This is a genomic window from Providencia sp. PROV119, from assembly GCF_028482435.1.
In the GTDB taxonomy this organism is placed as follows: Bacteria; Pseudomonadota; Gammaproteobacteria; order Enterobacterales; family Enterobacteriaceae; genus Providencia; species Providencia stuartii.
This window is the reverse complement of sequence record NZ_JAMPQL010000018.1, coordinates 63056-77836: the sequence shown is the minus strand read 5'-3', so window position 1 is coordinate 77836 and position 14781 is coordinate 63056. Positions and strand designations below refer to the sequence as shown.

Genomic DNA, 14781 nt, shown 5'->3' with positions numbered 1-14781 from the left:
TTGTAATTCATATTTAGGGTATTAACATTATGGAAGCAAAATAAAATAGATTAAATTTAACTAAGCCAGCAACGGCTGGCTCTCAAACCTTTTATTTAGCCATTAGCTTCATAATATCTTGTTCTGTCAGCATGGGTGTTTTTTCAATAAAGTTGTAGTACTTAGGTTTACTCTCAACAAATATTTGCATGGCCATCTCTGCATGCTGACTTTCTTCAAATAAAGCCGCAGAAACATAGTAAGAAGACGGTGAATGCAGATGATAAAATAGATGCGTTCCGCACCGTTGGCAAAATGCGCGTTCACCCCATTGTGATGAGGCAAAACGCGTCACCGCCTCTTCCCCTTCAATAACGACATCATCATGGCAATCAACACTAAAGCCTGGACCACCATTCCAACGTTGACACATACCGCAATGACAAACACTTATTTTATCGATAGGCTGATGGGTACTAATTTTTACAGCGCCGCAGAGGCATTGCCCTTGATACATGGTATTTCCTTTTGATGATTCACGTTAGTTTAGTGCTCACTATAAGATGAGACACGATAAAAATACAAGGTGATCATTGCTTGTCACCAATTCGGAATTGGCGACCATTAAAGCGGCGATCTGTTGTTGTTTCAGTCAGCTCTACACGCCTTACCTCGGCTTGCTCACGCATTGATTCTATATCACCAAGATCTTGCATCTTATTTTGTTTCAATGGATGTTCTATTTTCACATTAACCTGCTCGTATGAAGTGACCGTTTCTGCCGCCTCAGCAAATAATGACGCGCTGGTTAGCAATGCGATAGCAATAAATAACTTTGAAAAAAAACGTGTTCTCATTGAAATTCCCTCCTGCTCAACCTTCGTTTTAGCGCAATACCATGTCAAAAAATAGTACCGACAAGTAATCATTTGGGGAATTTTGTAAATTTTTTAATAGCAAAATATGCCTTTTCTATAAAGGCGCTGTACGGTCGCTTATCACAATAGGGAGAACGTTTTCCCCCTATTAGCGATAAGGATTTTCGAAAGGAAGTTAATTTATTCTGATGACTTTGCATTCACTTCTTTTAATAGATACCAGCAGAAATACAGCAATACGATGATCCCTACCCCAAGTAGCACCCATAACGTGATAGTCATCCAGTCAAACTCATTTATCACAAAGTCATTTGATGTTAATTGCTCTTCACCACCCAGCTCAATAATCTCTTCTGGCACATACAATTTAGGATAACGATGCATTAATTCATCGATTGTTAGTGGTTGACCAAGTAACTCTTGGTAGCTGATATTATCAATACCGGCAAGCTGGCTCCCCCAAACTAATAGATAAGGCGATGCTCCTTGTACGTTGAACATTAAATTAACGGCATCGCGTTTCCCTTCAATATATGGTGGTTTATCATCCCAGCTGCCTTTTAATGCAGTAATTCTGAGTTTTTTAACCATTAAATCATTTAATACCAACTCCGGATTGCGGATTTCTTGGCCATTTTGTATTTGGTTATAGGCCACTATATTTGTTAGTGGTAGCCATTCTTCTCCAGAAGTAGAGGTATATTCAATGTGTAAAGGCAACACGCGGTTTGCTTGCCGCAATTGGATCACAATCGCACTTAAAGGCTGTGGCGAGGGTAAACGATATATTAATTGGTTTAGTGACACCCCTTCATTATTGGTAATAAAGTGGCAGGTCTCTTGCCGCCTTGTTGAATGAACAACCATAGAGGTCCCTTGCGCCATTGTTAAATCAGGGATCTTCGTCTCTTTAGCTGCCACAATAATGACCATCAAATAAGGGGCTCTTAGCGCAACGTAATGCCCTTCTAATAACTTAATTGTATTGCTATAAATCCCCCCAGAGTTTGAATTCAAACTCATGACAGGCTGATAAGCAGAAATATTCACCCAATCCTGTTTATTATCGCTAGCATAAATAAACACTTTCCCTTGCCAATCTTGTTGATTATTCATCCACTGCAAAGAAAGTGTCTGAATCGGAAAATCTTCTTGATTATTATTTTGTCGCGTTAATAGATAAGATTGATATACCGCATCTTTGGCTTGCTGCATTGCGGGCAATTCTATGCGTGTTAGCTTACTTGGTTGCGTTTCAATCAAAAGATATTGTTGATCGTCGTGAGTTTCTTCTTTCGAATTGACTTGGTCTGCACGAATAATTAGTCGCTGCAAAGCAAAGCTAACTTGTGAAATTTTACGCCTCTCTTCTGTATCATAAAATAAAGCCGATGGAACCTCCTGACCTGTTCCATTAAACACTCTGACATCTTGTAATGTTTGAGGATATGCAGAGTTGATATAGGCTTCAGAAGGAAGCTCAAGCCAAGCAAACGAACTATTATCGCTAGAATATTTCAATTCTATGCCCTGATAAAAGTCATAGGGCGTTAATGCTTTTTGCTCTTGTGCATGCACGAAGCTAGACAATAAAAATGAAAAAGAAAGATAAACGAAAGTCAGCCACTTCCCTTTGCTTTTAGTTAGCTTCATCTTCAACCTCATTAGTTCCTTTATGTTGGGCTGTTTTTGGTGGCAGTGGTGAAAAATACCCCACCACTAAAATCAACACCGCGACAACAATAAAGCTTATTGCACGAGATAAGCCATCCTGCCCATAAATATCGACTAAGAATAATTTAGCAATAACACAAGCAAATATTCCTGCCCCCAAGAACCAGCTCATACGGTTTTGTTTAATGCTGGCAAAAATCATAAAGCCTAAAGCGACTAGTGACCAACTAATAGAGAGGACAGTTTGGACTAATCGAGAATTAAAGAGCGCATCGACATTCCAATTAATTTCAGCAAAATCGGAGATGATCCTGATGATTATGCCATTAAACCATACCCCACTCAGAACGATAGCCGAAAAGCCTAGTCCCCTAATGATCCAAAGGTCAAATTCCCTAATTTTCTTTAATTTTTGTATTAGCCCACGACGCATTAATAATAATGAAGCAATGCTAAATAAACCGGCTTCATCCAATGGGTTGATCAGTGGAACATAATTCCAGAATGTCAGTTTCCCATCTTCAAAATTGGCAATAAATGAGAGGCCGATTAAAACAACAATAACAGGTAAAAAACTATACCAATAAATTATACCGTTGCGTTTCATTGGCGGCATTTTTTGGCTTTGCAACCAATACATCACTAAAATTGTTAGGGTTATCGCCATCACATAGATAAAGTAACCAAGCTCATTCATTCCCCAAGGTAAAATGGCAACAAACCAATTCACTTGTGTCGCAATAAACGCCAAGATCAGCCAAAACGTTGCACCGTGTAATATACGTTGCAGCCAAATATTACGCGCTTTCTGAGCATGTATCACAAATAAAATCGAACTACCTAACATCACTGGCCAAATCAGAGAGCCATCTCCTCTCCCCATTGGGTTTTGGTCATTAATAAAATCCAAGGCCAGATAGTAATAGCCAATTAGCCAAATAAACGATTGGCATAACAATAAAGGCACCCAATCAGTCTTAATGGCTAACATGCGCCATAGCCAAGCGGAAATAATGACTAATGCCATGATGATGAAGCTTTCAGACTCACCGCTCCAAGATAATATATCGGTGATAACAGGGAGCCATACAGTCCAAATCATCAAGCCAAGAATCAAGAAAGCATAGCTAAGCACTTTGTAATTTTCTGATGTGCCACGTTTTACGTGAAATATTGCACCGGCACTGAAACAAGCCGCCAATAAGACAGGCACCAAATAAGTACTTGTACGGCTCCATATATTGAAGGAAAAACCAGCTAATAAGATCAAGGCACTCACTGAAATAAGCCATGGCCCAATTACGATTAGTTTTTTATTTTGCTGAGAGAAACCATAGTACAGTAATAATAACCCTTCGACAGACCAAAGAATTGATGTCCATTCATAGGTGAGCGCCAGTGGTATTGCCAACGTAACGAACCCAATACCAATGATAATATTGCCTAATGCTAAATTTTTCCCCACCACAGCATAGCGTTTATGGATCCTTAACCCAGCGAGTAAATAAAGTAAACCGAGTAATAGTGCCGAAAATGCTGGCGCAAAGCTGATTTGCCAAGAAATTGCACACTGCATTGCCATACTAATAAAAGGTGGAACAAGCAGTAATGTATAGTCGACAACTAATTGCTTCTCGTGTGGGTAACGTAATGCAAATAATTGTGTTAACACATTAAACACAATTAAGTTAGCAATCAGAAACAGTTGGCTAGAAACATAATAGTCAATTTGATAATACTGTACTCCCCATAATAGTGCGACTGCATAGGTCATGAACATGCCAACTAAATTAAGTGGGCGCCATGCTTGCCATACACTAATCACTAAAATGGCGATTGATAACATTAAATAGTAGGAAAAGAGCAGAATATGATTTCCGCCACCAGTAGATAGCAAAATAGGCGCTAAATACCCGCCTAATGAGGCTAAAACAGCCAAACTGATCGCTCGTTGTAACAATGCAAGCAAAATACTGGCCGCACAAATCAAGATCATTGCAACGAATGCCATACTATAAGGTAGCATTGTATACAGTTTAAAAGCGGCAAAAACGGTAATGTAAAAACAGCCTATTGAGCCACCTTGTAAGATCAAGGCAAATAAAGACTTTTTATGGCGTAAATACCATCCCACACCAAGTAAAACTAAACAAGCTACTGCGCTCGCTATCAGGCGTACTTGTGGTGATAGCATGTTGTTTTGAATACTGAATTTCAGTAAATAAGCGATACCAAAAAACAGCAAAAGAATACCAATTTTTGCTAGTGGGTTCCCTTTCCAAATCCAACTAAAAAAGTGACTAAATAGAGGGACTACCTCATTATTTTGGTCACTCACTTTATTGTTTGAAGGATGATCAACGTTGTTTGAAGGTTGAACAACGCGATTAACATCCACTGTTGGTTGGAATTGCTGTTGAGGCACTTCTTCTGTTACTTGGGAGTTTAAGACGGGTGGAGCCGTAGGCAAAGGCTCCAACTCATTAGAATAATGAGAGAGCTCTTCCGAGGCGCTTTGATATTGTTGTGGTTTTTCAGAGGCAACAATCGTTTCTGGAGGGCTCAGCTCCGTTTGCTGATTAATCTCCCTATCTTGATAGCGCTTTAGCGTTTGCTCTAATGATAGAATACGTTGATTTTGCTGGAATAATTGGTATTTCACTCGCTGGGCAAAAACTATTGCGATAATCGCAAGTATAGGTGAAACAGCTGCTAAAATAGCAATTATTAACCCTATCAGTATCAAGCCATCCACAAATAGCTTTCCCTCATCTTTAAACCTACGATTAAAAAATTTGCAAAAAAAGCGTATTCCTCTCTTCGCCTAGTGTAGATAGCATTCTAGCTATTGCCAAGCTGCTGTAATAAATTATTACAAATTAAAGTGCTCGCTAGGTTATGCCTAAAAACGGTAACTCAAAAAGAGTTTGTCCTACAAGCCAACACGCTATTACTCTTATTAAGAGGAACCATAAAATAGCCTTTTTTGCTAATGTAATACGCTTATTGACTATTTTTTATCTCTCTTGATTCTCTGTAACTTTTTTTTTTGTTTTCATTGATGTTATTTAATAAAAACTCATCTTTTTTTCGCCTTTCTTTATAAATTTATGTTATTTATATGTTTACATTATTAAAAAATAAATACGCATTAATAATGTAAGAAAGAGTATCAATAAAAGAAGTATATACAAAATAATTTAGATTGCATATAAATAGTTTTATTTCGATACTCAAATTAGGATTAATCGATTCCATCAATCGCAGCTTAAATATGCTGGAAATATTTTTATTTCATATTATGAGGACATTATGCTGTTACATATAATAATGGCTGCACTTGGACCAATCATCCTCGGTTTAGCGGTCGGGTGGCTATCCGGGAAATATGGTTTTATAAAACGTGAGTATTCACAAGCGTTTGCAGACTTTGTGGTTAAAATTGCGCTACCTTTTGCTTTATTTCTTGCCGCTGCACAAGCGCCACCTTCCGTACTGCTAAATATTGATTATCTATTAGCGTTGGCGGTTGGTTTAATCGCTTCTTATATTATTGGCTTCGTGGTTGGTAAGTTATTCTTTCGTCATAATAAGAAAGATGCAGCAATGCAAGCCTTATCGGTTTCCTTCCCTGATATGGCTTACTGTGGGCCACCTGTTTTATTAGCAACGGTCGGGTCGTCCGGTCTTATTGCGATGGTGTTGGGAAATTTAATTTATACCATTATTATTATTCCTTTTACCCTGTTGCTTATTAGTGGCAGACAACAGAATAATGGTATTTTAAAATCGATCGGCAAAGCGATTGCACAGCCATTAGTTTTCTTACCTATATTAGGGGCGCTATTAGCCATATTTGGCGTTAAATTACCTGAAATTTTGCAAAATTCGGTCAACGAATTAGGTAAAACCGCTGGTGGTGTCGCGCTGTTTTTCCTTGGCTTATTACTTTCAGGTATTAAGCTGAAAATCAGTGTTGAGATTGTGTTCAACGTCTTTGTGAAAAACTTTTTGCAAGCCGCATTAATACTAGGAACGGGTATTGCATTGGGGCTACAGGGCGATATGTTAAAATCAGCCTTTATTATCGGTATTTTACCAACAGCAACGGCGGTACCGGCACTGGCTATCAGTAATAAAGCTTACACGGACACCTCCGCTGGCACAGTTTTACTCAGTACATTAGCCTCCCTCATCTCAATTATTGGCGGTATTACTATCGTCGAAATGCTCTAACCTACTCAGCAGGCTAGCATTAGCCTGCTTTTCCTTCCTGATTTTGTTCACCGATTATTTGCCATAGAGATCACAAAAAAAGTATCATATCTATATATGATTTCTTTTCGCATTCAGGGAATAAATAATGAAAATTAGCGATGAATTAGCTTATGCAATCGCTTCCGTTACAGAGGTTGCGGCATTAGCCGCGCATAATTGGGTAGGTAAACAAGATAAAAACGCAGCAGATAAAGCCGCCGTTGAAGCCATGCGTAACCGCCTAAATGAATTAGATTTTCACGGTCAAGTCGTGATCGGTGAAGGTGAAATTGACGATGCGCCCATGCTATATATTGGGGAGCAAGTGGGTAATCCCTCAGCGAAACAGAAATTAGATATCGCTGTTGATCCTATTGATGGTACTCGTATGGTCGCCTGTAATGAGCACAATGCCATTGCGGTTTTAGCCGCAGCGCCAACGGGTACCCTGTTACAGGCTCCAGATATGTATATGGAAAAATTGGTTGTCGGTTACGAAGCCAAAGGTACAGTACATCTCAATAATCCATTAGAAAAAAATCTTGAAAACCTCTCCTCAGCACTGAATAAACCAATAGCTCATTTATCAATTGCTATGCTTGATAAGCCACGCCATCAACATATCATGCAAACAATTCGCAATTTTGGTGCGAATGTCATTGCAATCCCTGATGGCGATGTTTTAGCTTCCTTATTAGCTATCTTACCTGAGCATCCTATTGATATGATGTATGGTATTGGCGGTGCACCTGAAGGTATTATTAGTGCCGCCATTGCACGTGCTTTAGGTGGTGATATGCAAGCTCGTTTAGTCTCTCGTACTCAAGCTAAAGGAGATAATGCACAAAATAGACTCTTAGCTGAGCAAGAGGCAGCGCGCTGCCGCCAAATGGGCGTGAATATTGGGGAAATTCTCACATTAGACTCAATGGTGAGTAGTAATGATGTCATGTTTGCAGCAACAGCCATTACCCCCACAGTGTTAATGGATGGCATCGCGCATCATTCCCACAGTTACACCTCGAATACGCTGCTAATTAATGGTCATAACCGTTCGTTAAAGATTATTAATAACCGACATTTCCATTAATCTCATCTGATCGAACTGGTATTAAACCTACCAGTTCTTTTTCAAAGCGCCTTTGTAAATCTACTTAGTTCGACGACATAATTGGCAATAATTTTCACCTTCACATTTTGACATTATTCTTCTAGGTTATAGAAGGATATTTTTTAATCATCTGTATCATGATCTAATAATGGAGTATTTATGAAATTGAAACTTTTTATCGCCACAGCCGTCGCTCTGTCAACCCTGTCTGCTTTTACAGCTCAAGCTAACTCAAATGCTAACGCTAGCACTACGTTTTCAGCGTCTGTCGCGAAAAAACTCAATAGCTATGAGGATATCATGGTAGGTAAAGTCTGGGTAACCACAGAAGCGCTTGATCAAGATAACAAGCAAGTTGACCCAGCCAATGAACAAGTTGCCAATTTCTTTGGACTTGCCGAATACTTTCCAGATGGCACATTTAAAATGATGACGCCAGAAGGTAAGCCAAAAATGCAGGGTGACTGGTCATTTAGTGACGATGGTAAAAGCCGCTCAATTACCGCGAAAAATGATAAAGGTGAAGTGCTATTTACCCGCGTAGTTGAAAACATCACCGTGACGCCGGAAGAATATACTTATCGTATTTATCCAACACCGGATGATAAATCAAAATACGTTGATATTGTGCATAAAGTGAAAAACTAATTGCCCCAATATGCGGTTGTTCCCTTGCATGGTATTACAACAACATATTCCTGACCCCATCATAGTAAAAAGGATGGTGACATAGTAAAAAGGCCATAGACAGCTCACCGTCTATGGCCTTTTATATAGGTTAAACTGCGTTATTTATCTTGTGCCAATGTCATACGATTCAACATTGGAGCAGTAATCACCATCAAAATCGCAATCACACCCGTTACAATACCAATTTTCAAGAAGACATCACTGTAAACGGATAGTGATTCAAGTGAACTTGTCACCTTCCCTTCTGGTACAGCGGCCAAGGATGCTACGTAACCGGCAATAAATGCAGCAGCAGAGTTAGTTAAGAACCATGCTCCCATGATAAAGCCCATCAAACGCTGAGGAACCAATTGCGCTACCATCGCGAGGCCGAGACCTGAGATCATCAGTTCACCAATACTCTGGAAACCGTAACAAATTATGAGCCAGCCAGCAGACACTATCCCCGCCTCGTTGGCAAATTTCGCACCTAATGGCAACACCAAGAAGGCTGCCGAGCATAGCAACATACCGATAGCAAACTTGTGTGGCATCGGTAAGTGATCGCCCATTTTATTGTAGATTGCCGCCAGAATTGGGCTACCAATAATAATCCAGAATGGGTTTAATGCTTGATATTGTGCTGGTTCAACAGAGAATATTCCAAATATTTCATGCTCAACGTTGTGTAACGCAAAGAAGTTAAGCGAGGTTGGCATCTGACTGTACAGGACAAAGAAGACGATAGCTTCTAACATCAGAATAAGTGCAACAATCATGCGACGACGTGCAGAGCCATTTAGCGCTAAGGTTTCTTTAATAAAGATAACAATAATCCCTAGCGAAATGATACCCAATGCTGCACGAGCGATCTCCAAATTGTGCAGTAACCATGTAGAAATCACGATCAGAGCCACAACCCCTACAATAGTCACTAGCAATTTAGAAATCACTATTGGAGCAAAGTCAGGTTTAGAACCATGATCGGCAACCCATTTCTTACACATAAAGAAGTTAATCAATGTGATAACGAGGCCGACAACACTGAGGGAAAAGGCAATATCCCAACCATAATGTTTTGCCAACCAAGGCGTTGCTAACATCGAGAAAAAAGAGCCGATGTTAACGGACATATAGTACATGGTGAATGCACCATCCAAACGCGGGTCATCTTTTTCATAACAAGTGGATAGTAACGATGATGGGTTAGCCTTAAATAAACCATTACCAACAGCAATCGTTGCTAGCCCGATATACACCATGGAGACATCGTGCCCTGAATATGCGACGAAAGCATAACCAGCAATTAACACTAACGTACCGAGAACGATAACGCGTTTTGTGCCGAGAATTTTATCGCCTAACCATCCCCCAATAGCAACAAAGCCATAAACTAATGCAGCAAAAGCAGAAAACAAAGTAATTGACTCTGTTTCTGACATGCCCAGCACTTGGCTTAGGTAGAGAGGGAGGATCCCTTGGAGACCGTAATAACCAAAACGTTCCCAAAGTTCAATAGAAAAGATGAGATAGAACGAGCGAGGTTGCTTAAACGCGTTAAGACTGACTTCCTCTTTGTTGTTAGTTGTGGACACTAGTTACCTCTATGACAACCTGTACATAAGCAAAAAAAGCTAAATGGGGTACTGTTTATACCCTCAGCATTGTTATTGTCTCAAGAATTCCAGTTTAAAAATCCAAAGTTGTCCGGTTAAACGCGTTAAATTCACTAACTTCCCGCCGATACATTAACCTTCAAATTCGACATCACTGTGTGTAATAGGATGCTTATGAATCACAAACATAAAATTCAATGAGTTAAAGCAGATTTGATTATTTATTCAACATTGATAGTGATAAATACCGCTAGAAATGCGAAAATCAATTAAGCAATATACGCTATTTATGCACCAAAAATAAAGATTTAGCTAGTACTAATTACCCCATAAATAGTTCGATATCGTGAATAAGGTCACTTTTATAGCTAATTTACACAGTTAATACTGGATATTAATTAACCAATTGATACGTGAATGTTAAGCATTTTGTGCTAATTTTAAAACTAAGATAATTAAATTTACCTTAAGCTCATTTCAATTAATAACCTTATATCTTTCCCTCGGTGGATTGTTATATGACAGTGCCGTCCGACTAAAAAATCTATTATTGGATACTCTATTTGGGATGGGTTGTTTGATATTTAATCACGCCGATGGGAGTCGTATGGAACCACACTCCATCTATCTATTCACAGAACTAATCAGGTGGGATTTGAAGGAAGTTAGATAAAAAAAAGCCCAGCAAATCGGCTGGGCATAATGCATTCTACTTAAGGATCTTAGTTACTTCGAGTAAAACTACCATTTCATAGCTGCATTATTGCATTACTTCATGTAAAGAAATGAATGTTGAGGGTAAATATATGAATGTTTACGCAAGCAAACAGAATATACTTATTACTAAGACCACCAGCTCATACAAAAGGTTCATAATTTTTTATTTTTTTATCACCAGAAATTCCTTTTGCAGCACAAATAGCTATTTTGCGATAACCACCTGAAAGAGATTGTTTATTGCGCTAGGGAAAACAGCGAGTTAACCTTATGGTAGATACGTTAATAAAAGGATCTTCAGTGAAAAAATTTTTGTTGTCACTGTTCGTTATTTGCAGTGCCTTTGCGCTTAACAGTTATGCAGCACCTTTGTCTCCCCCTCAAGACAAACAACTGTTGCTCAAAAGTGCGCAGGACGGACAAGCCGAAGCTCAGTTTAACCTTGCTATGCTGCTTCAATCCGAAAAACAGTTAACGGAGGCCGCTAAGTGGTATCGTTTGTCGGCTCAGCAAGGGTTTACAAAAGCGCAAATTAACCTTGCGTTGCTGTATCAACAAGGCAATGGTGTCGATAAGAGCCCAGAACAAATGCTGTTTTGGATGAAAAAAGCGGCTGAAGCAGGCGACCCTCTAGGCCAATTAAATATGGCTGAATATACTCTGAGCGGCGTTGATAAATTATTGCCTAAAAATAAACAACAAGCCGAAGCTTGGTTGGTTAAGGCGGCAGCACAACATTTTCAACCCGCAGAATTAATGCTAGCTTACTGGTATGAAAAAGGCATTGCCGTTACTGAAGACCCCCAAAAAGCACAACAAATCTACCAGTCGCTAGCAAAGCAAAATAATCCCCAAGCTCTTTATTTATTGGGTTATCAAGCCGCCACTGGCATGTATGATAAAGCCGATTATCAGCAAGCCTATCAATACTTTTCACGCTCAGCTCAACTGGGCTTTTCACCCGCACAAAATAGCTTAGGTATGCTCTATTTGCATGGTCAGGGGGTGAAAAAAGAGGTGAAATCCGCGATTAAATGGCTAACACTGGCTTCCGAACAAGGTGAAATTTCTGCTCAATTTAATTTAGCATTAATTTATGCGAGGGGTGATGGTGTGCCTGCTGACCAAGCAAAAGCCTGTCACTGGTTTATTCGCGCAGCCCAACACGGTAATAATGACGCACAATATGCCACGGGAGCATGCTACCAATACGGTATGGGCGTCAAACAGGATGATAGAAAAGCACTTTACTGGTATAAGCTCGCCGCCTCTCAGGGAAATGAAAGAGCAGAAAAGAAAGTGTTGATCCTCGAAAATAACCTTAAAAAATAATCCTGCTTGTCTGCATAAAAACGGTTTGCTGTTTGTTTATGCAGACTTCATGATGTGATTACCCGCTATTTTTGAACGGCACGGTAGATTCGTTGAGGCCGCCCTACTTTGCCGTACTCAATTTCCGCTTCGATTTTATGTTGAGCTAAGCAGTACTCTAAATAACGGCGTGCCGTTGTACGGCTCAGTTTAATTGTTTCTGCAATTGTCTCGGCGGTATATTCCGCATCGGGTTGTGCAAAAAGTGAGAGCACTTTTTCGAGTGTCAACGCATCAATCCCTGTTGGTAGTTCCTCTTTGGCCTCCCCCCGTGCATAAGTATTAAACATATCGTCGATTTGGCTTTGATTCGTTTTGCTCCCTGCCCGTAACACTGATTTACGTTGAATATAGCGGTCGAGTGTTTGCCCTAAGCGCTCATAAGCAATAGGCTTCACCAAATAATCGAACACACCTAAGCGGATAGCTTCTGAGACAGTTTCCATATCGCTCGCCGCCGTGGTAAATACGATATCGGCATTGTTTCTTTCTTGGATCAATTCATGAACCAGATCAATGCCTTTACCGTCAGGCAAATAGTTATCGAGTAAGATGAGATCAGGCTTCATATATTCAATCATTTTTCTGGCCTGAGCCAAATCACCTGCAACCCAAACTTTATCGCAAGCGGGATAGGATTTTATATACTCACCGTGCATTTCTGCTAATAAGAGTTCATCTTCCACAATGAGGATTTTTATCTTAATCATTTTGCATCTTCACTTTCGGAATAAAAATTGAGAATAAAGTACCATGTGGTTGATTATCTTCAATTATAACCACACCATCACACCTTTTGACATACGAAGCCACAAGATACAAGCCAATGCCATGCCCATCGACTGACTCCGTTTTTGTTGTCATACCTCTTTCAAACCACCTTTCTTTCATTTCAGCAGGGAAACCACAGCCCTGATCCGCGACTTCGATCACAAACTCGCTCCCTTCATCAGAAAGGTACAACTCAACCTGCTTATTACCCTCATTATTTTTCAAGCTTGCTTCAAACGCATTGTCCAGAAGATTCCCCAAAATGGCACAAAATTCTGTACTGCTAAGTAACGGCGGTAACGAACTCAATTGGCACCCTTCTATAAATACCAATTGCACCCCAAGCTCTCTGGCACGGTGATATTTACCAAACAGTAACCCAGCGACTTGCTTATCGGCAAATTGCTTGCGTAATGAATCAATCAACTGCTGTTGTGACTCAGATTCCCCTTTGATCATCGCTAGTGCTTGATCATATTCCTTCATTTGTAGAAGGCCGCTCAGCGTTGACATCCAATTAAGGTGTTCATGACGCAAAGAGCGCAAATTCTCAACGTATTGACGTACTTGTGTCAATTGGGAATTGAGAGATTCAATATCATTTTGGCTACGAAAGCTAATGACCGCGCCAATTAAGTGATTTTCATCGTGTAATGCAATGCGGTTTGCAATCACATTTAACCCATTGAAGGAACAAATGACATCATGTTGTGTGGTAGAGATATCATTAATAAAAAATGTTGCCGGCGTCACTAACTCACTGATAGCGCGCCCAACCAAATGGTTAGATGGTTCACTTAGGGAGAGCATTTTGCGTGCGTTGTGATTGATATTAATGATGCGCCCTTCACAATCAACGGCAATCACCCCTTCGAAAACGGCTTCAAAGATCCCTTTTTGCATAACCACCATTTGCGCGATCTGCTCAGGCTCCATCCCCAGCATTTGCCGTTGGATCAACCGAGTAAAGGCCCATGACAAAAAAAGCAAGATGACCAAAACCCCAAAAAAGGTGGCACCCGTTTGTACAAATAATTCACTACGGGAAGTTTCAATTTTATTGGTGAGGTACCCGATAGACACCACCCCAATCACCTTATTATTTTCATCAAATATCGGCGTTTTTGCGCGTACAGCATTCCCTATAGACCCTTCTCCGTCAATAAAATAGCTTTCACCTCGTTCCAATGCACCGGGTTTATTCCACTGCATTTTAAAGCCAACCTTTTCTTGGTTTGGGTGATATAAGCGCATCGAATTTTCATCCCCTATCACCACATAATCATAATCTGAATCTTGATTTAGTTGATCTGCAATCACTTTGAGGCTTTGAATGTCTTTGGTTTTGACGGATTGGACGATACCTTCCATCGATGCAATTAGCTTCGCCTGACTCATGGCAAGAGAGCGAATATTGGCCATTAAACGGTTTTCTGCCGTGTCGGTGAAATACTTGCCTAGGCTAAAAGTCAATACGACAGAAACGAGTAATAGCAAAAAGAACACCCGCACTGAAAAGGATATCGATTTATTTTTTCTAAATAGAGAACGTTGATGCTCTTTTGCCATGAGATACCCTATGTTACCTACTGAAAAGTAAAAATATTGTTACACGAAAAGCAAGCCAATAACACACACTAGACTCGATTTAGCGAGCAAATAAACACCATATTAATAATTAAATCCATTAAAACCAAGCAATAAAAAACATATCCCATAATAAAGTGCATAAAAACCA

Annotated in this window: 11 protein-coding genes; 4 read left to right on the top strand and 7 right to left on the bottom strand. The window is 39.8% G+C overall.

Annotation, left to right across the window (positions count from 1 at the left end):
• Window positions 1–91: 91 nt before the first annotated feature.
• From PSF11_RS14975 to PSF11_RS14960, 4 genes are all read right to left on the bottom strand, one after another.
• Window positions 92–496 (bottom strand): GFA family protein, encoded by a 405-nt coding sequence (locus tag PSF11_RS14975; protein WP_004918784.1) that lies wholly within the window; start codon window positions 494–496, stop codon window positions 92–94.
• Between the two features lie 73 nt (window positions 497–569).
• Complete coding sequence (locus tag PSF11_RS14970) at window positions 570–836, bottom strand: hypothetical protein (protein ID WP_014658102.1); 267 nt, start codon at window positions 834–836, stop codon at window positions 570–572.
• A gap of 201 nt (window positions 837–1037) precedes the next feature.
• The gene (locus tag PSF11_RS14965; protein WP_004918779.1) at window positions 1038–2510 is read right to left on the bottom strand and encodes a DUF3999 family protein; all 1473 of its coding nucleotides are present in this window, start codon (window positions 2508–2510) and stop codon (window positions 1038–1040) included.
• On the bottom strand, window positions 2497–5286 hold the full coding sequence (locus tag PSF11_RS14960) for a DUF2339 domain-containing protein (protein WP_072502185.1): 2790 nt from the start codon (window positions 5284–5286) through the stop codon (window positions 2497–2499). The genes PSF11_RS14965 and PSF11_RS14960 overlap by 14 nt, the downstream gene beginning before the upstream one ends.
• Before the next feature lie 557 nt (window positions 5287–5843).
• Here PSF11_RS14960 and PSF11_RS14955 point away from each other — a divergent pair.
• The 3 genes from PSF11_RS14955 to PSF11_RS14945 all read left to right on the top strand — a co-directional run bounded on the left by PSF11_RS14955 (window position 5844) and on the right by PSF11_RS14945 (window position 8547).
• Window positions 5844–6767 (top strand): AEC family transporter, encoded by a 924-nt coding sequence (locus PSF11_RS14955; protein ID WP_004918773.1) that lies wholly within the window; start codon window positions 5844–5846, stop codon window positions 6765–6767.
• A 127-nt stretch (window positions 6768–6894) separates the two neighbouring features.
• Entirely contained in the window at window positions 6895–7878 is a 984-nt protein-coding gene (gene glpX, locus PSF11_RS14950; RefSeq protein ID WP_004918770.1) for a class II fructose-bisphosphatase, read from the top strand.
• A gap of 180 nt (window positions 7879–8058) precedes the next feature.
• Window positions 8059–8547 (top strand): DUF4822 domain-containing protein, encoded by a 489-nt coding sequence (locus PSF11_RS14945; protein ID WP_014658099.1) that lies wholly within the window; start codon window positions 8059–8061, stop codon window positions 8545–8547.
• Window positions 8548–8687: 140 nt separating this feature from the next.
• Here the strand turns inward: PSF11_RS14945 and dtpA are convergent, their stop codons facing one another.
• Window positions 8688–10163, bottom strand: coding sequence for a dipeptide/tripeptide permease DtpA (gene dtpA, locus PSF11_RS14940; RefSeq protein WP_072502184.1), 1476 nt, complete (start codon window positions 10161–10163; stop codon window positions 8688–8690).
• Window positions 10164–11201: 1038 nt separating this feature from the next.
• Here dtpA and PSF11_RS14935 point away from each other — a divergent pair.
• On the top strand, window positions 11202–12233 hold the full coding sequence (locus PSF11_RS14935; RefSeq protein ID WP_040133023.1) for an SEL1-like repeat protein: 1032 nt from the start codon (window positions 11202–11204) through the stop codon (window positions 12231–12233).
• A gap of 65 nt (window positions 12234–12298) precedes the next feature.
• Here PSF11_RS14935 and dpiA read toward each other — a convergent pair whose 3' ends face one another.
• Together dpiA and dpiB are read right to left on the bottom strand one after the other, a co-directional pair.
• A complete protein-coding gene (dpiA, locus tag PSF11_RS14930) occupies window positions 12299–12982 on the bottom strand; it encodes a two-component response regulator DpiA (RefSeq protein ID WP_072502183.1) in 684 nt (227 codons plus the stop codon).
• Window positions 12975–14612, bottom strand: coding sequence for a sensor histidine kinase DpiB (gene dpiB / locus PSF11_RS14925; RefSeq protein ID WP_014658097.1), 1638 nt, complete (start codon window positions 14610–14612; stop codon window positions 12975–12977). The genes dpiA and dpiB overlap by 8 nt, the downstream gene beginning before the upstream one ends.
• Window positions 14613–14781: the final 169 nt, after the last annotated feature.

Coding starts and splice junctions, on each gene's coding strand:
- PSF11_RS14975 (WP_004918784.1), bottom strand. CDS start 496: ATGTATCAAGGGCAATGCCTCTGCGGCGCTGTAAAAATTAGTACCCAT.
- PSF11_RS14970 (WP_014658102.1), bottom strand. CDS start 836: ATGAGAACACGTTTTTTTTCAAAGTTATTTATTGCTATCGCATTGCTA.
- PSF11_RS14965 (WP_004918779.1), bottom strand. CDS start 2,510: ATGAAGCTAACTAAAAGCAAAGGGAAGTGGCTGACTTTCGTTTATCTT.
- PSF11_RS14955 (WP_004918773.1), top strand. CDS start 5,844: ATGCTGTTACATATAATAATGGCTGCACTTGGACCAATCATCCTCGGT.
- glpX (WP_004918770.1), top strand. CDS start 6,895: ATGAAAATTAGCGATGAATTAGCTTATGCAATCGCTTCCGTTACAGAG.
- PSF11_RS14945 (WP_014658099.1), top strand. CDS start 8,059: ATGAAATTGAAACTTTTTATCGCCACAGCCGTCGCTCTGTCAACCCTG.
- dpiA (WP_072502183.1), bottom strand. CDS start 12,982: ATGATTAAGATAAAAATCCTCATTGTGGAAGATGAACTCTTATTAGCA.
- dpiB (WP_014658097.1), bottom strand. CDS start 14,612: ATGGCAAAAGAGCATCAACGTTCTCTATTTAGAAAAAATAAATCGATA.